15 protein-coding genes are annotated in these 17,049 nt (G+C 71.4%); 8 read left to right on the plus strand and 7 right to left on the minus strand.

The window, feature by feature from the left end:
- Window positions 1–28: 28 nt before the first annotated feature.
- A complete protein-coding gene (locus AB0Q90_RS08510; RefSeq protein ID WP_363158258.1) occupies window positions 29–1,075 on the minus strand; it encodes a S66 peptidase family protein in 1,047 nt (348 codons plus the stop codon).
- 105 nt (window positions 1,076–1,180) lie between these two features.
- Between AB0Q90_RS08510 and aroQ the strand changes: the two genes are divergently transcribed.
- Complete coding sequence (gene aroQ / locus AB0Q90_RS08515; protein ID WP_363158259.1) at window positions 1,181–1,654, plus strand: type II 3-dehydroquinate dehydratase; 474 nt, start codon at window positions 1,181–1,183, stop codon at window positions 1,652–1,654.
- Window positions 1,655–1,910: 256 nt separating this feature from the next.
- On the opposite strand, the gene AB0Q90_RS08520 is transcribed toward aroQ, so the two are convergent.
- Both AB0Q90_RS08520 and AB0Q90_RS08525 read right to left on the minus strand, forming a co-directional pair.
- Entirely contained in the window at window positions 1,911–2,567 is a 657-nt protein-coding gene (locus tag AB0Q90_RS08520; RefSeq protein ID WP_363158260.1) for an MBL fold metallo-hydrolase, read from the minus strand.
- Between the two features lie 9 nt (window positions 2,568–2,576).
- Window positions 2,577–3,263, minus strand: a complete 687-nt coding sequence (locus tag AB0Q90_RS08525; protein ID WP_363158261.1) for a maleylpyruvate isomerase family mycothiol-dependent enzyme — start codon at window positions 3,261–3,263, stop codon at window positions 2,577–2,579.
- A gap of 223 nt (window positions 3,264–3,486) precedes the next feature.
- On the opposite strand from AB0Q90_RS08525, the gene uvrA reads away from it, so the two are divergent.
- Window positions 3,487–6,543, plus strand: a complete 3,057-nt coding sequence (gene uvrA / locus AB0Q90_RS08530) for an excinuclease ABC subunit UvrA (RefSeq protein ID WP_363158262.1) — start codon at window positions 3,487–3,489, stop codon at window positions 6,541–6,543.
- 66 nt (window positions 6,544–6,609) lie between these two features.
- Here the strand turns inward: uvrA and AB0Q90_RS08535 are convergent, their stop codons facing one another.
- Entirely contained in the window at window positions 6,610–7,167 is a 558-nt protein-coding gene (locus AB0Q90_RS08535) for a YceI family protein (protein WP_363158263.1), read from the minus strand.
- Window positions 7,168–7,269: 102 nt separating this feature from the next.
- Here AB0Q90_RS08535 and AB0Q90_RS08540 point away from each other — a divergent pair, with 102 nt between their 5' ends.
- Window positions 7,270–8,133 carry a helix-turn-helix domain-containing protein gene (locus AB0Q90_RS08540; RefSeq protein WP_363158264.1) on the plus strand — a complete coding sequence of 288 codons (864 nt, stop codon included), beginning with the start codon at window positions 7,270–7,272 and terminating at the stop codon, window positions 8,131–8,133.
- On the opposite strand, the gene AB0Q90_RS08545 is transcribed toward AB0Q90_RS08540, so the two are convergent.
- The gene (locus AB0Q90_RS08545) at window positions 8,134–9,042 is read right to left on the minus strand and encodes a carbohydrate kinase (RefSeq protein ID WP_363158265.1); all 909 of its coding nucleotides are present in this window, start codon (window positions 9,040–9,042) and stop codon (window positions 8,134–8,136) included.
- Entirely contained in the window at window positions 9,039–10,079 is a 1,041-nt protein-coding gene (locus tag AB0Q90_RS08550; RefSeq protein WP_363158266.1) for a LacI family DNA-binding transcriptional regulator, read from the minus strand. The genes AB0Q90_RS08545 and AB0Q90_RS08550 overlap by 4 nt, the downstream gene beginning before the upstream one ends.
- Window positions 10,080–10,263: 184 nt before the next feature.
- On the opposite strand from AB0Q90_RS08550, the gene AB0Q90_RS08555 reads away from it, so the two are divergent.
- Complete coding sequence (locus AB0Q90_RS08555) at window positions 10,264–10,686, plus strand: Rieske (2Fe-2S) protein (protein ID WP_363158267.1); 423 nt, start codon at window positions 10,264–10,266, stop codon at window positions 10,684–10,686.
- 39 nt (window positions 10,687–10,725) lie between these two features.
- Here AB0Q90_RS08555 and AB0Q90_RS08560 read toward each other — a convergent pair whose 3' ends face one another.
- Complete coding sequence (locus tag AB0Q90_RS08560) at window positions 10,726–11,709, minus strand: hypothetical protein (RefSeq protein ID WP_363158268.1); 984 nt, start codon at window positions 11,707–11,709, stop codon at window positions 10,726–10,728.
- Window positions 11,710–11,934: 225 nt separating this feature from the next.
- Here AB0Q90_RS08560 and uvrC point away from each other — a divergent pair, with 225 nt between their 5' ends.
- From uvrC to whiA, 4 genes are read left to right on the plus strand one after another with little or no spacing between them, the layout of a single operon-like run.
- Window positions 11,935–13,983: an excinuclease ABC subunit UvrC gene (gene uvrC / locus AB0Q90_RS08565; protein WP_363158269.1), complete on the plus strand. Its 2,049-nt coding sequence runs from the start codon at window positions 11,935–11,937 to the stop codon at window positions 13,981–13,983.
- Window positions 13,980–14,939, plus strand: coding sequence for an RNase adapter RapZ (gene rapZ / locus AB0Q90_RS08570; RefSeq protein ID WP_363158270.1), 960 nt, complete (start codon window positions 13,980–13,982; stop codon window positions 14,937–14,939). The genes uvrC and rapZ overlap by 4 nt, the downstream gene beginning before the upstream one ends.
- On the plus strand, window positions 14,936–16,000 hold the full coding sequence (gene yvcK, locus AB0Q90_RS08575; protein ID WP_363158271.1) for a uridine diphosphate-N-acetylglucosamine-binding protein YvcK: 1,065 nt from the start codon (window positions 14,936–14,938) through the stop codon (window positions 15,998–16,000). The genes rapZ and yvcK overlap by 4 nt, the downstream gene beginning before the upstream one ends.
- Window positions 15,991–16,980 (plus strand): DNA-binding protein WhiA, encoded by a 990-nt coding sequence (gene whiA, locus AB0Q90_RS08580; RefSeq protein ID WP_363158272.1) that lies wholly within the window; start codon window positions 15,991–15,993, stop codon window positions 16,978–16,980. The genes yvcK and whiA overlap by 10 nt, the downstream gene beginning before the upstream one ends.
- Window positions 16,981–17,049: the final 69 nt, after the last annotated feature.

Here is a 17,049-nt window from a genome sequence, read left to right on the forward strand (position 1 = left end):
CCGTGGGTTACGGGGGCGCGTGGAGGTGTCAGTAGGTGACCGTGATGCGCCGGGCCGGGCCGTCGACCCGTACGAGACCGCCGTAGGGGATGACCAGTTGAGGGCTGGTGTGCCCGAAGTCCACGTCGAAGACGATCGGGGTGTTCGGGGCGTACACCCGCATCGCGCGCAGTACCGCCTCGCGCTGCCCGGCGGCGTAACCGTCGGCCTCCTCGGGGCTGTTGGGGTGCTCGAAGGACCAGGTCTTCGGCCGGCCCATGAGCAGCGCGGAGAAGCGCTGGAGGAGCCCGCGCTCGCCCATGTTCCGCAGGGTACGGAAGACTTCCTCGGCGCTCGGCAGTTCCTCCGAGGTCTCCAGGAGCAGCACCCCGCCGTCGTACTGCGAGAGGTCGCGGGCGATCTCCCGGTCGGCCATCAGCAGCCAGCCGAGGATCTCCAGACAGCCGCCCCAACTGCGGCCCTCCACCACCCGGTCGGCGTTCACCCAGGTCCAGCCCGTGCCGGGCCGGGTCTCCGGTTCGGCCTCGAAGGTCGCGGGGTCCGCCCAGTCCCGGTCGACGTCGCTCCAGCGCTCGGCGGGCGTGAGGTCGTACTTGCCGGAGGTGAACAGCGCGGCCCGCAGGGAGTCGGCGGTCAGCGTGTCCATGGCCACCGGGCGCCCGAGGGCGGTCATCACGGTCGCGCCGTGGTAGCCGACGATTCCGGTGTTGTACAGGTACGCGAGCAGGTTCGTGTTGTCGCTCATCCCGAAGAACGGCTTCGGGTTCGCCCGGATCAACTCCCGGTCCAGGAACGGCAGCACGGTGATCTGGTCGTCGCCGCCGATCGAGGCCATGACCACCTTGATGTCCGGGTCGGCGAAGGCGGCGTTGATGTCGGCGGCCCGCTCCTGCGGGGTCGCGCCCATCCTGCGGGTCGTCGGGTACTCGACCGGTTCGAGTCCGAACTCCTTGCGCAGGCGCTCCAGGCCCAGCTCATGGGGGCGCGGGAAGAGTCCGGGCAGGCCGGCGCCGGGCGAGATGACGGCTATACGGTCGCCGGGCGACGGCTTGGGCGGGTACGAGATCGTCGTCATGCCGGGCAGGGTACGGGCCGCCGCGTCGCCCGCGCACCGTGATAAACCGGGTCTGAGCAGCGGTCCTCAAGCGATCGCCCACCCCATCACCGGACCGGAGGAACCGTGCCCCGCACCCTGGCCAACGCCCCGATCATGATCCTCAACGGCCCCAATCTGAACCTGCTCGGCCAGCGCCAGCCGGAGATCTACGGTTCCGACACCCTCGCCGACGTCGAGGCGATGTGCGCCAAGGCCGCGGCCGCGCACGGCGGCACGGTGGACTTCCGCCAGTCCAACCACGAGGGTCAGTTGGTCGACTGGATCCACGAGGCGCGGCTGAACCACTGCGGGATCGTCATCAACCCCGGCGCCTACTCGCACACGTCCGTCGCCATCCTGGACGCGCTCAACACCTGCGACGGCATGCCGGTGTTGGAGGTCCACATCTCCAACATCCACCAGCGTGAGTCCTTCCGTCACCACTCCTACGTCTCGCTGCGCGCCAACGGGGTCATCGCGGGGTGCGGGGTGCAGGGGTACGTCTTCGGCGTCGAGCGCGTCGCGGCACTGGTGGGTGCGGCGCAGGCCGAGGCGTAAGGAGGCGGAGGCGTACGGGGGCAGAGGCCGTGTCGCATGCCCGGGCCGCCGGTCGAGGGCGGGGATGAAAGACCGGCGGCCCGTACCGCGCAAGAGCCGTCTTCCTGTGCGGGCTGCTTCCAGTTGACTGCGCAACGACATGCGCCGGGAGCGCGCGCAGGGCGCCGGTGCGCGTGAAGGTTTCACACGGGGCGCGTGGACCACGGAAGGCACCGGCGCGCGCAGAGGGGTGCGCGCCGGGCGCGCACCCCGCCGTTCACCACCCCCGCGCGTGCCACTCCGGCAGATGCGGCCGCTCCGCGCCCAGGGTCGTGTCGTTGCCGTGCCCCGGGTAGACCCAGGTCTCGTCCGGCAGCACGTCGAAGATCTTCGTCTCGACGTCGTGGATCAGGCTGGCGAACGCCTTCGGGTCCTTGCGGGTGTTGCCCACGCCGCCCGGGAACAGGCAGTCCCCGGTGAACACATGGGGATGCCCGTGGGGGTCGTCGTAGACGAGGGCGATCGAGCCCGGCGTGTGCCCGACCAGGTGGCGCGCGGTGAGCTCCACGCGCCCCACCCGGATGACGTCGCCGTCATCGACCAGGACATCGGTCGGCACGGGGATGCCCTCGGCGTCGGCGCGGCCGGCGTAGGTACGCGCGCGCGTGGCCGCGACGACCTGGGCGAGCGCCTGCCAGTGGTCGCCGTGCTGGTGCGTGGTGACGACGGACGCGATGCCGTCGTCGCCGATCATGCCGAGCAGGGCGTCCCCGTCGTTGGCCGCGTCGATCAGCAGCTGCTCGTCGGTGGCCCGGCAGCGCAGCAGATAGCAGTTGTTGTCCATGGGACCGACCGCGATCTTGGTGATCATCAGGTCCTTGAGCTCGTGCACATCCGCCGGGCCGCCGACCGTCACCTGTCCGCTGTACGTCATGGCGGCAGCCTATAGCGGGGGGAGTGCCGGCAGAGCGCCGCCGGCAGTCGTCAGGGCGGATCCGTCGCGGCGGCCGCAGAGCCAGCCGAGCAGATCGGCCCGGCGGCCGCTGACGGTGATCGGGTCTCCCTCGTGACGGCCGGTGGGGACCTGCCGGCCGTCGTCCTCGACGATCGTCACGGCGGGCACGTCGGGGTTGCCCCGGAACCGCTCCGCGAGGAAGTCGATCTCGCGCCGGGCGAACTCCTCCGGGAGATCCTCCAGCTCGTACCCGATCCCGAGGTCCACGTGGTGCAGCTCCACCTCGACCCAGCGCCGGAACGGCACCCGGGCCGCCGTGTCGGTGACCCCGTTGCGCAGCTCCACCGTGCGCGACCAGTCCGCGGGCGCGTCCGCGGCCTCCTGGAGGCGGGCCGCGCTCTCGCGTACGTCGGTGAGCTGGACGTCGAGCGGGCGCGGGGCGTCCCGTTCGATGTCGGCGTCCCGCGCCTCGCCGGAGGTGTACATGGGGCGCCCTTGGAACACGTTCACCAGAGCGTCGGCGTTGCGGGCGAGGTGGGCGAGGACATGGCCGCGGGTCCAGCCGGGGAGCCGTGACGGCTCGGCGACCGAGGCGTTGTCCAGTTTGGCGACTGCGGTGAGCAGCCGGTCCGTCGCGTCACGTACAGACGCCAGGTCATGAGCGTGATCAGTCATGCTGCTGACCTTAGTGCCGCCACACCTTTGGGTGAAGGTGGTGAAGCAGTGCCGTAAATCGAATGCGCGTGCTATATGGTCGGCAGTGGCGTCGGGCATGCTGGATGGTCGGGGATTGTTGTGCATCCCGGAATCCGACCGGCGTTGTCAGTGGGTCCCCCTAGTCTGAGAAAAGACGGGGGCCTCGCCCCTGTCACTTCTCTCAAGAAAGGTGCGGACCGGCGTGGCCGACCGTCTCATCGTCCGTGGCGCGCGCGAGCACAATCTCAAGAACGTCTCGCTCGACCTGCCTCGCGACTCGCTCATCGTCTTCACGGGCCTGTCCGGGTCGGGCAAGTCCTCCCTGGCCTTCGACACGATCTTCGCGGAGGGCCAGCGCCGCTACGTGGAGTCGCTCTCCTCGTACGCCCGCCAGTTCCTCGGCCAGATGGACAAGCCGGACGTCGACTTCATCGAGGGTCTCTCGCCCGCGGTCTCCATCGACCAGAAGTCGACCTCGCGCAACCCGCGCTCCACGGTCGGCACCATCACCGAGGTCTACGACTACCTGCGTCTGCTCTTCGCGCGCATCGGCAAGCCGCACTGCCCCGAGTGCGGTCGGCCGATCTCCCGGCAGTCGCCGCAGGCCATCGTCGACAAGGTCCTGGAGCTGCCGGAGGGGAGCCGCTTCCAGGTGCTGTCGCCGCTCGTGCGCGAGCGCAAGGGCGAGTTCGTCGACCTCTTCGCCGACCTCCAGACCAAGGGCTACTCCCGCGCGCGTGTCGACGGCGAGACGATCCAGCTCTCCAACCCGCCCACGCTGAAGAAGCAGGAGAAGCACACCATCGAGGTGGTCGTCGACCGCCTCACGGTGAAGGACTCCGCCAAGCGCCGCCTCACCGACTCCGTCGAGACCGCCCTCGGCCTGTCCGGCGGCATGGTCGTGCTCGACTTCGTCGACCTGCCCGAGGACGACCCCGAGCGCGAGCGCATGTACTCGGAGCACCTGTACTGCGCGTACGACGACCTGTCCTTCGAGGAGCTGGAGCCCCGCTCCTTCTCCTTCAACTCGCCCTTCGGCGCCTGCCCCGAGTGCACCGGCATCGGTACGCGCATGGAGGTCGACGCCGAGCTGATCGTCCCCGACGAGGACAAGAGCCTCGACGAGGGCGCCATCCACCCCTGGTCGCACGGCCACACCAAGGACTACTTCGGCCGGCTCATCGGCGCCCTCGCGGACGCCCTGGGCTTCCGGACGGACATCCCCTTCGCCGGTCTGCCGCAGCGCGCCAAGAAGGCCCTGCTGTACGGCCACAAGACGCAGATCGAGGTCCGCTACCGCAACCGGTACGGTCGCGAGCGCGTCTACACGACCCCCTTCGAGGGCGCCGTCCCCTTCGTCAAGCGCCGGCACGGCGAGGCCGAGTCCGACGCCAGCCGTGAGCGCTTCGAGGGCTACATGCGCGAGGTGCCCTGCCCCACCTGTGAGGGCACGCGCCTGAAGCCGATCGTCCTCGCGGTCACGATCATGGAGAAGTCGATCGCCGAGGTCGCGGCGATGTCCATCAGCGACTGCGCGGACTTCCTGGGCGAGCTGAAGCTCAACGCCCGCGACAAGAAGATCGCCGAGCGGGTGCTGAAGGAGGTCAACGAACGACTGCGGTTCCTGGTCGACGTCGGCCTGGACTACCTCTCGCTCAACCGCGCGGCCGGCACGCTCTCCGGCGGCGAGGCCCAGCGCATCCGCCTGGCCACCCAGATCGGCTCCGGCCTCGTCGGCGTCCTCTACGTCCTCGACGAGCCGTCCATCGGCCTGCACCAGCGCGACAACCATCGCCTGATCGAGACCCTGGTCCGGCTGCGCGACATGGGCAACACGCTGATCGTCGTCGAGCACGACGAGGACACCATCAAGGTGGCCGACTGGGTCGTGGACATCGGCCCCGGCGCGGGCGAGCACGGCGGCAAGGTCGTGCACAGCGGCTCCCTGAAGGAGCTGCTCGCCAACGCCGAGTCGCAGACCGGGCAGTACCTGTCCGGCCGGAAGTCCATCCCGCTGCCCGACATCCGTCGCCCGCGCGACCCCTCCCGGCACCTCACGGTGCACGGCGCCCGCGAGAACAACCTCCAGGACATCGACGTGTCCTTCCCGCTGGGCGTGTTCACCGCGGTCACCGGTGTCTCCGGCTCCGGCAAGTCCACGCTGGTCAACGACATCCTGTACACGCACCTGGCGCGCGAGCTGAACGGTGCCAGGAGCGTTCCGGGACGGCACACGCGTGTGGACGGCGACGACCTCGTCGACAAGGTCGTACACGTCGACCAGTCGCCCATCGGCCGCACCCCGCGGTCCAACCCGGCGACGTACACCGGCGTCTTCGACCACATCCGCAAACTGTTCGCCGAGACCACCGAGGCGAAGGTCCGCGGCTACATGCCCGGCCGCTTCTCCTTCAACGTCAAGGGCGGCCGCTGCGAGAACTGCGCGGGCGACGGCACCATCAAGATCGAGATGAACTTCCTCCCGGACGTCTACGTCCCCTGCGAGGTCTGCCACGGCGCCCGCTACAACCGGGAGACGTTGGAGGTCCACTACAAGGGCAAGTCCATCGCCGAGGTCCTGAACATGCCGATCGAGGAGGCGATGCACTTCTTCGAGGCGGTGCCCGCGATCTCCCGCCACCTCAGGACGCTGCACGACGTCGGCCTCGGCTACGTCCGGCTGGGTCAGTCCGCGACCACCCTGTCCGGCGGCGAGGCCCAGCGCGTGAAGCTCGCCAGCGAGCTGCAGAAGCGGTCCACCGGCCGTACCGTCTACGTCCTGGACGAGCCGACCACCGGTCTGCACTTCGAGGACATCAGCAAGCTGCTGACGGTCCTCGGCGGCCTGGTCGACAAGGGCAACACGGTCATCGTCATCGAGCACAACCTCGACGTGATCAAGACCGCCGACTGGATCGTCGACATGGGCCCCGAGGGTGGCGCGGGCGGCGGCCTCGTCGTCGCCGAGGGCACGCCGGAGGAGGTCGCCGGAGTCCCCGCGAGCCACACCGGCAAGTTCCTGCGGGAGATTCTCGGCGCCGACCGGATCAGCGACGCGCCCGTTCCCGCGGCCCGCAGGAAGACCGCGGCGAAGAAGACCGTGGCGGCCAAGAGCACGGCCCGGAAGACCGCCACCAAGGCGGTCGACGCCACGGCCACCAAGAAGGCCGCGGCGGCCAGGAAGACGGCCACGAAGACGGCCGCCAAGACCGCCACCAAGGCGGCCGCGAAGAAGACGACCAGGTCGACCAAGGCCTGACGCACAACGGCTCGCGCCCCACGGGACATCCCGTGGGGCGCGAGCCGTATGCGCACTCCGGAAGCCTCAGGCCGCCTTCGGCTCCACGAACTGCATGTCCAGCTGGATCTTCACCACTTCACCGAGCAGCCCGGGGGCGAAGTCGAGCCCGAACTCGCTGCGCCGGATCTCGCCCCGCGCCTCGAACCCGGCATGCCGGCTGCCGTCCATCGGCACGTCGACCAGCCCGCCGAACTCCACGGCGAGCGTCACCGGCCGGGTCACCCCGCCGATCGTCAGCTCGCCCTCCATCGTCCAGTCCTCGCCGTCGCCGAACACCCGGGTCGAGCGGAACGTCATCGTCGGACGCTTCTCGACGTCGAGCAGATCGGACGCACACACGTGTGCGTCCCGGTCCGGGTTCCCGGTGTCGATGGAGGCCAGGTCGACGGTCGCGGACACCCGGACGTCCTCGGCGGTCTCACCGACGTACAGCCCGGCCTGCACCGAGGCGAAACGCCCGCGTACCTTGGCGATGCCGAGATGGCGGATGGTGAAGTTCACGGCGGAGTGCAGCGGGTCGAGGGTCCAGTCCCCGGGGGCGAGCGGCAGGGCGGTGGCGGTGGCAGCGGTGTCATTCGTCATGCCCTCCACTCTGCGGGCCCGGCGCCCGGGGAGGGAGACCGGCTTGAGCGTGGTAGTCGCAGGGCCACCCTGCGGCGCGCGAGCGTTGGTACGTTCGATGCCGTGAGCGACAACGAGTTGGGCACCTTCCTGCGCACCTGGCGAGAAGCGGTCACCCCGGCCGAGGCGGGGCTGCCCGTCGGCCCCCGCCGCCGTACCCCCGGACTGCGCCGCGCCGAGCTGGCCACCCTCGCGGGCATCAGCGTCGAGTACCTCACGCGGCTCGAACAGGGCCGGGACCGCAACCCGTCGGCGCAGGTGCTCGGCGCCCTCGCCGACGCGCTGAACCTGTCCCTGAGGGACCGTATGCTCCTGCGCCGTCTCACCAAGGAGGCGGACGGCGGGGACCCGCTGGTCTGCGCCGCGGCCCCGTCGCTCAGCCGCGCGGCGCGCCCCACCGTACGGGCCCTCCTGGACCACCTGGAGCCCGCGCCGGCCGTGGTGTTCAACTGGATCGGCGACGTCATCGCCCATACCAGCGGCTACGCACGGCTGTTCGGCCCGATCGGACTGCTCGACGCGGAACAGCCCAACCTGCTGCGCCACCTGTTCACCGACCCGCGCGCCCGCACCGCCTACCCCCAGTGGGAGCGGGTCGCCGACGATCTGGTCGCCCGGCTGCGGCACGACGTACCGCTGCGCGACCCGTACCTGTCCGAGCTGGCCGAGGAGCTGACGGTGATCGCGGGGGCGGAGTTCGCCGACCGGTACGCCGATCTGGCCGTGACACCGCGCCAGGTCGGCTCGCAGCTGGTCGAGCACCCGGAGGCCGGGCCGCTGCGGCTGCTGCACGAGACGCTCGCGCTGATCGACGACGGCCAGCGGCTGATCGTGCACCTGCCCGCGGACGACGCGACGGCCGCCGCCCTGGACCGCCTCAGCGGCCGCAGGCCGGGCGCTCTGCGGGCCGTGGGCAGCGCCGGGTGATCAGCCCTCCAGTTCGTGGGCGTACGGCGGTTCCGCCCCGGCCCGTGAGCAGGTGATCGCCGCCGCGCGCGCGGCGAAGCGCAGCAGCCGGGTCCAGCCGTCGGCGCCCAGTCCCGCGAGCGCCTCGGCGGACAGGGCGTCCTGGGCGGTCAGACCGTGCAGCAGGGCGGCGTTGACGGTGTCGCCGGCCCCGATCGTGTCGACGACGTCGACCTTCTCGCCCGGCACGGAGTGCTCCGCGCCGTCCCGCGTGAAGACGGTGAGCCCGTCACCGCCGTGGGTGACCACCACGGCCTGAGGGCCCGCGGCCAGCCACTCGTGCGGGGTGCCACCCAGCCACTCCGCGTCCTCCTCGGACAGCTTCAGCAGCGACACCGACGGCAGCCAGCTCTTGAACCTGGCCCGGTAGGCGTCCGGATCCGGGATCAGCCCCGGCCGGATGTTCGGGTCGAGCGCGGTGAACACGCCCTGCGCGGCCGCCGTCCGCATCAGCTCCTCGTAGGCGCTCGCACCGGGCTCCAGTACCAGCGAGCAGGTGCCGAAGGACACCGCGCGGGTTCCGGCGGGCAGCGCGGACGGTGCCGAGAACAGCCGGTCGGCGGTGCCGTCGACGTAGAAGGAGTACGAGGCCGAGCCGTTTGCGTCGACGGTGGCGACGGCGAGGGTCGTCGGCTCGGTCCCGCGCTGTACGCCCGACACGTCCACGCCCGCCTGCCGCAGCCCGTCCAGCAGGGCCTCGCCGAAGGCGTCGTGGGAGGCGCGGGAGCAGAAGGCGGTGGGGGAGCCGAGGCGGCCGAGGGCCACGGCCGTGTTGTAGGGGCCGCCGCCGAGCGCCGGCTTCAGGCTGGCGAGGGCGCCCGTGCCCTGCGGTACCAGGTCGATCAGGGCCTCACCGGCGACGACGATCACGAGGCGGTTCCTTTCGCGGACTTCAGGGGCTGTTCGGGGCAGCCGCACGAGGTGCGGTGGACGAAGGCGCAGTCGAGGCGCACGGTCCGGGAGGGCCGGTCCGGCGTGGCGAGACGGTCCAGGAGCACGCGTACGGCCCGGGCGCCGATCTCCTTGCTGGGCTGGGCGATCGCGGTGAGCCGGGGGGAGAACAGGTCGGCCCAGGCGAAGTCGTCGAAGCAGCACAGCGCGATGTCGTCGGGCACGGACCGGCCGTGGGCGCGCAGGGCGCGCAGGGCGCCGATGGTCATGGCGTTGTTGGCGGTCACCAGCGCGGTGGGCGGCGCGGCGAGGGACAGCAGGGCGGCGGTGGCGCGTTCGGCTCCGGCGGACTCGGAGTCGCCGTGCACGACGAGACGCTCGTCGTAGGGGAGACCGGCGTGGGCGAGCCCGTGCCGGTAGCCGGTGATCCGTTCGCCGGTGGTGCTGAGCCCGGGGCGGCCGGCGACCAGGGCGATCCGCCGGTGGCCGAGTTCCGCGAGATGGCGGACCAACCGGGTCGTCGGCGCGGCGCTCTCGGCGCAGACCTGGTCGAAACGCTGCCCCGGGGCGTCCACCAGCCGGTCCAGGAATACGGTCGGTACGTCGTGGCGGCGCAGGTAGGCGAGGAGTTCCTGCGGGTCGGCCGAGGGCGCGACGATCATGCCGTCCACGCGTCGCTCGTGCAGCAGCTGGACGACCTTGCGCTCGTGCTCGGGATCGTCGTGCGGATCGGCGATGAGCAGGCTGTAGCCGTGCTCCAGGGCGGCGGCCTCGACGCCCTGGAGGATCTCCGTGAAGTACGGGTTGCTGATCGCCGACACCGCGAGTCCGATGGACCGGGTGCGCGAGGTCACCAGCGAGCGGGCGAGGGTGTTGGGCGTGTAGCCGAGTCTCTCGATGGCGTCCAGCACGGCCTGGCGGGTGTGCGGCAGCACCGGCCGGGTGTCGTTCAGCACGTGCGACACGGTCGCCACGGAGACGCCCGCGCTGCGCGCGACATCGGCCATGGTCGGCATCGTGCCCCTCCTGGTCCTCTGGTCCTCGGGTCTCCTCTGGCCGGGAACGTATCCCATCCGGCGGCCGACGTAAACGCTTGCGCAAGCGTTTACGTCACCTTGCTTCGGCCCCGCCCCCGCCCCCGTCCACCGGGATCCGGGCCGGTATCGTCGCCCTGCACATCCCCTGACCAGTGGAGACCTCATGTCCGGCCGCCCCGCCCCGAGCCGTCGCACCGTCCTTCGAGGAGCGGCCCTGACACCCGTCGCCGGGCTCGGCATGGCCGCGTGCTCGCCGGGCGGCACCACGACGGACGCCACGCCGACCGCGCCGGTAGACCTGGGCGCGGAGAGCGAGATCGCCAAGGGGAGCGCCAAGCTCTACCGGGATCACAACGTGGTCGTCAGCCGCGCCGAGGACGGCACTCTGAAGGCGTACAGCACGATCTGCACGCACGCGTTGTGCCCCATCAACAAGCTGGAGGGGACCAAGCTCATCTGCCCCTGTCACGGCAGTGAGTTCGACGCCACCACCGGCGAGGTCCTGCATGCGCCGGCCACCGTGGCGCTGAACGGGCTGTCCGTGGAGGCCAAGGGCGGCCGGATCGTCGCGGGCCCGGCGGCCTGAGTCACGCGGGCGGACCGCCGCGGGGCCGGCGCCGCTCGCTCACCCCCAGTCCCAGCCGATCCCCACGATCCCCGTTCGCACCCGAGGCTCGACGAGGTGCACCGAGTGGTGGCGGCCGCTGAGCGGCAGCTCGTGGCGGCCACTGCGCGGGGCCGCCGCAGAGTGCTGGGCGAACCGGTGACAGCGCACCGGCAGCGCCCGCTCGTCGAAGCGGACCTGGAGCGCGTACTGGCCGCCCGCCAGCGCGAACCCGCGCGCGTACTCGCGGGAGACCCCGGCGGTGCCGTCCTCGACGCCGTAACGGAAGAGGAACGTGTCGCCGGCCCGCAGCCGGGTGTCGAAGAGCAGCTCGGTGACCAGGACGCCGGTGTCGTGGTGCAGCCGGACGCGGCCGGCCCGGCAGTTCTCCAGGGCGTGCACCCGCATGCGCTCGGGCGCGCAGCCGGGGTCGCCGTGGTGCACGGCGACGAAGCGGTCGACGCCGTCCCGGTGGGCGCGCACGATGTGGTGCGCCTCGCGGTCCGCCAGCTCGCGGCGCGGGCCGATCCGCACCCGCTCGTGGAGCCCCAGGAGGTGCAGCCCGCCGTCGGCCGTGGCGTCGAGCTCGGCCAGCAGCCGCTCCAGGACACCCGTGGCCTCGACGAGGGAGCGGTAGGAGCGGGCCGCGGGCCGCTGCGCGCCCGCGTGCTCCTCGCTCTCGGCGAGCAGGCGTATCAGCGACTCCTCCGGCAGCCGGAGGATCTCCTCCAGCGCCCGTACCGCGCGCAGTGACTCGGCGCGCTGCGGCCGCCGGGCGCCCTGCTGCCAGTAACTGAGGCTCGTGACACCGACCTTGACCCCGTAGCGGGTCAGATGGTGCTGGACGCGCTGGAGCGGCAGCCCGCGGGCGGCGATCGCGGCGCGCAGCGCGACGTGGAAGGGGCCCCCGCGCAGGGCCGCGGCCAGTTCCCCCTCCGGTCCGGCGTGCGGTGTCACGTCGGAGACGGCGGCGGCGACATCCGCGTGCTCTCGGGCATGCAGCATGCAGGGGCCTTTCTGTGACATGTTCACAACGGCTGGTCAGACCGTTCGCGCGGGCGGTCGGGGCCTCCCCGTCGGCGCCGGGGCGTCTTCACATCCGTACGCCGTCGTTCACGGCCCCGAGTTCCCCCGCATTGAAGCGTGTTGACCAAGCCCCGACAACACCTGATGCCCGGATCGTTCTCGCCGCCCGCCGCGTTGTCACCCCTCGCCAGTAGGGTGTGAAACATGGCCGACCCCTCCAGCTACCGCCCCCGGCCGGGACAGATCCCGGACTCGCCCGGGGTCTACAGGTTCCGTGACGAGCACCGCAGGGTGATCTACGTCGGAAAGGCGAAAAGCCTGCGCCAGCGCCTGGCGAACTACTTCCAGGACCTGACGAACCTGCACCCCCGCACCCGGACCATGGTCACCACGGCCGCGTCCGTGGAGTGGACCGTGGTGTCCACGGAGGTCGAGGCGCTCCAGCTGGAGTACTCCTGGATCAAGGAGTACGACCCCCGGTTCAACGTCAAGTACCGCGACGACAAGAGCTATCCGTACCTCGCGGTGACGATGAACGAACAGTTCCCGCGCGTGCAGGTGATGCGCGGTCACAAGAAGAAGGGCGTGCGCTACTTCGGGCCGTACGGGCACGCGTGGGCGATCCGCGACACCGTCGACCTCCTCCTGCGCGTCTTCCCGGTACGCACCTGCTCGGCCGGCGTCTTCAAGAACGCCGCCCGCACCGGCCGCCCCTGTCTGCTCGGCTACATCGGCAAGTGCTCCGCTCCCTGCGTCGAGCGCGTCTCCGCCGACGAGCACCGCGAACTGGCCGAGGAGTTCTGCGACTTCATGGCCGGCCGCACGGGCACGTACCTGCGCCGTCTGGAGAAGCAGATGACGGAGGCGGCCGAGGAGATGGAGTACGAGCGGGCCGCCCGGCTGCGCGACGACATCGAGGCCCTGAAGAAGGCCATGGAGAAGAACGCGGTCGTGCTCGCCGACGCGACCGACGCCGACCTGATCGCCGTCGCCGAGGACGAGCTGGAGGCGGCGGTGCAGATCTTCCACGTGCGCGGCGGCCGGGTGCGCGGCCAGCGCGGCTGGGTGACCGACAAGGTCGAGGAGATCACCACCGGCGCCCTCGTCGAGCACGCCCTGCAGCAGCTGTACGGCGAGGAGAAGGGCGACTCCGTGCCCAAGGAGGTCCTCGTCCCGGCCCTGCCCGACCCGGTGGAGCCGGTCCAGCAGTGGCTGACCGAGCGCCGCGGCTCCGGCGTCAGCCTGCGCATCCCGCAGCGCGGCGACAAGAAGGCGCTGATGGAGACCGTCGAGCGCAACGCCCAGCAGGCCCTCGCCCTGCACAAGACCAAGCGCGCCTCCGACCTGACCACGCGCTCGCGTGCCCTGGAGGAGATCGCCGACGCCCTCGACCTGGACAGCGCGCCCCTCAGGATCGAGTGCTACGACATCTCGCACCTCCAGGGCGACGACGTCGTGGCCTCCATGGTCGTCTTCGAGGACGGACTCCAGCGCAAGAACGAGTACCGCCGCTTCCAGATCAAGGGCTTCGCCGGTCAGGACGACGTCCGCTCCATGCACGAGGTGATCTCCCGCCGCTTCCGGCGGTACATCGCCGAGAAGGAGAAGACCGGCGAGTGGGTGGACGAGGAGTCCCCGGACGCCTCCGAGAACGGCCTCAAGGACGACGACGGCCGCCCCAAGAAGTTCGCCTACCCGCCCCAGCTCGTCGTCGTCGACGGCGGACAGCCCCAGGTCGCCGCGGCCAAGAAGGCCCTGGACGAGCTCGGCATCGACGACATCGCCGTCTGCGGCCTGGCCAAGCGACTGGAGGAGGTCTGGCTGCCCGGCGACGACGACCCGGTCGTCCTGCCCCGCACCAGCGAGGGCCTGTACCTTCTCCAGCGGGTCCGTGACGAGGCCCACCGCTTCGCGATCACCTACCAGCGCACCAAGCGCGCCAAGCGGTTCCGGTCGAGCCCGCTGGACGACGTACCGGGACTCGGGGAAGCGCGCAAGCAGGCGCTGCTGAAGCACTTCGGTTCGTTGAAGAGACTGCGATCCGCCACCATCGACCAGATCTGCGAGGTTCCCGGCATAGGCCGCAAGACGGCCGAGGCCATCGCCGTGGCCCTCGCCCAGGCGGCACCGGCCGCGCCGGCCGTGAACACGGCGACTGGAGAGATCATGGAGGAGGAACCCGACATCATGGGTTCCAGTGGGGAGCCCGTGACGATCGGCTCCCCGGACGAACGACGGGGGCAGGAGACATGAATGTGAACAAGCAGGACGAGCAACAGGAACAAGGCGGAGACGGAGCACAGGTGAGTACGGGCACGACCGGCGAGCCGGCCGCCGCCGCGGACGCGGCCATCCCCGAGCTGGTGATCATCTCCGGCATGTCCGGGGCCGGCCGCTCGACCGCCGCGAAGTGCCTGGAGGACCTCGGCTGGTTCGTCGTCGACAACCTGCCGCCCGCGCTGATCCCCACCATGGTGGAGCTCGGCGCCCGCTCCCAGGGCAACGTGGCCCGGATCGCGGTCGTCGTCGACGTCCGCGGCCGCCGCTTCTTCGACAACCTTCGCGAGTCGCTCGCCGACCTCGACACCCGGGGCGTCACCCGTCGGATCGTCTTCCTGGAGTCCTCCGACGAGGCCCTGGTGCGCCGCTTCGAGTCGGTGCGCCGCCCGCACCCCCTCCAGGGCGACGGCCGCATCGTCGACGGCATCGCCGCCGAGCGCGAGCTGCTGCGCGAGCTGCGCGGCGACGCCGACCTGGTGATCGACACCTCCAGCCTGAACGTCCACGAGCTGCGCGCCAAGATGGACGCCCAGTTCGCCGGCGATGAGGAGCCCGAGCTGCGGGCCACGGTGATGTCCTTCGGCTTCAAGTACGGCCTCCCGGTCGACGCCGACCTGGTCGTGGACATGCGCTTCCTGCCCAATCCGCACTGGGTCCCGGAGCTGCGCCCGTTCACCGGCCTGAACGAGGAGGTCTCGGCGTACGTCTTCAACCAGCCGGGCGCCAAGGAGTTCCTCGACCGGTACACCGAGCTTCTCCAGTTGATTGCCGCGGGCTACCGTCGTGAGGGCAAGCGCTATGTGACCATCGCGGTCGGCTGCACCGGCGGCAAGCACCGCTCGGTGGCCACGTCGGAGAAGCTCGCCGCCCGCCTTGCCGCGCAGGGCGTGGAGACGGTGGTCGTACACCGGGACATGGGACGCGAATGACAGGACGTACTCCGCGGCTGATCAGGCTGCGCCGGGTGCCCGACGGACGCGGCGGCCGCACCGTCGAGGTCCGCGGCGGCCGGCCGCGCCGCCGGGGCACCCAGCCCAAGGTCGTCGCGCTCGGCGGCGGCATGGGCCTGTCGGCCTCGCTCGCCGCGCTGCGCCGGATCACCGGTGATCTCACCGCCGTCGTCACCGTGGCCGACGACGGCGGCTCCAGTGGGCGCCTGCGCGACGAGCTGGGCGTCCTGCCGCCCGGTGACCTGCGCAAGGCGCTCGCCGCGCTGTGCGGCGACGACGACTGGGGCCAGACCTGGGCCCGGGTGATCCAGCACCGTTTCCAGACCCAGGGCGACCTGCACGACCACGCGGTCGGCAATCTGCTGATCGTCGCCCTGTGGGAACAGCTCGGCGACCATGTCCAGGCCCTGGACCTGGTCGGCAAGCTGCTGGGCGCGCACGGGCGCGTGCTGCCCATGTCCGCCGTACCGCTGGAGCTCCAGGCCCTGGTCAAGGGGCACGACCCGGCCCGGCCCGAAGACGTCGACACCGTCCGCGGCCAGGCCACCGTCGCCCTCACCCCCGGCGAGGTGCAGTCCGTGCACCTCGTGCCGCACGACCCGCCCGCCGTGCCCGAGGCCGTCGCGGCGGTCATGGACGCGGACTGGGTGGTGCTCGGCCCCGGTTCCTGGTTCTCCTCGGTCATTCCGCACCTGCTGGTGCCCGAGCTGCTGGACGCGCTGACGGAGACCAAGGCGCGCCGGGTACTCTCGCTGAACCTCGCCCCGCAGCCCGGAGAAACCGAAGGCTTCTCCCCGCAGCGTCATTTGGAGGTTTTGGGACGACACGCCCCTAAACTCGCCCTGGACGTGGTGCTGGCCGACGAGGCCGCCGTGCCCGACCGCGATGTGCTCACCGAGGCCGCCAAGCGGCTCGGTGCCGCGGTCGAGCTGGCTCCGGTCGCCCGGAGGGACGGTTCTCCGCGGCACGACCCGGAGCTGCTGGCCGCCGCGTACGACCGTATTTTTCGGATGCATGGAAGGATCGGCCCATGGCGATGACGGCAGCGGTGAAGGACGAGATCTCCCGGCTCCCCGTCACCCGGACCTGCTGCAGGAAGGCGGAGGTCTCCGCCATTCTGCGGTTCGCCGGCGGCCTCCATCTGGTCAGCGGGCGCATCGTGATCGAGGCGGAGCTGGACACCGCGATGGCGGCCCGCCGCCTCAAGCGGGACATCCTGGAGATCTTCGGCCACAGCTCGGAGCTGATCGTGATGGCCCCGGGCGGTCTGCGCCGGGGTTCGCGCTACGTGGTGCGCGTCGTCGCGGGCGGTGACCAGCTGGCCCGGCAGACCGGCCTCGTCGACGGCCGGGGCCGCCCGATCCGCGGCCTGCCCCCGCAGGTGGTCTCCGGGGCCACCTGCGACGCCGAGGCCGCCTGGCGCGGCGCCTTCCTGGCGCACGGCTCGCTCACCGAGCCCGGCCGTTCCTCCTCCCTGGAGGTCACCTGCCCCGGCCCGGAGGCCGCCCTCGCGCTCGTCGGCGCCGCCCGTCGGCTGTCGATCGCCGCGAAGGCCCGCGAGGTGCGCGGCGTGGACCGGGTCGTCGTCCGCGACGGTGACGCGATCGGCGCCCTGCTCACCCGCCTCGGCGCCCACGAGTCCGTGCTGGCCTGGGAGGAGCGGCGGATGCGCCGCGAGGTCCGCGCCACGGCGAACCGTCTCGCCAACTTCGACGACGCCAACCTGCGCCGCTCCGCGCGCGCGGCCGTCGCCGCCGGTGCCCGCGTCCAGCGCGCCCTGGAGATCCTCGCCGAGGACGTCCCCGAGCACCTCGCCGCGGCCGGCCGGCTGCGCATGGAGCACAAGCAGGCCTCCCTGGAGGAGCTCGGCGCGCTCGCCGACCCGCCGCTGACCAAGGACGCCGTCGCCGGCCGTATCCGCCGTCTGCTGGCGATGGCCGACAAGCGCGCCCAGGACCTCGGCATCCCGGGCACGGAGTCCAGCATCACCGAGGAGATGGCCGACAACCTGGTCGGCTGACACACCGTCACCATGCCGGTGGCCACGCCCTGTCGGGGCGTGGCCACCGGCATTCCTCCGTCCTTGAGG

This window comes from Streptomyces sp. NPDC079141 (genome assembly GCF_040686775.1).
In the GTDB taxonomy this organism is placed as follows: Bacteria; Actinomycetota; Actinomycetes; order Streptomycetales; family Streptomycetaceae; genus Streptomyces.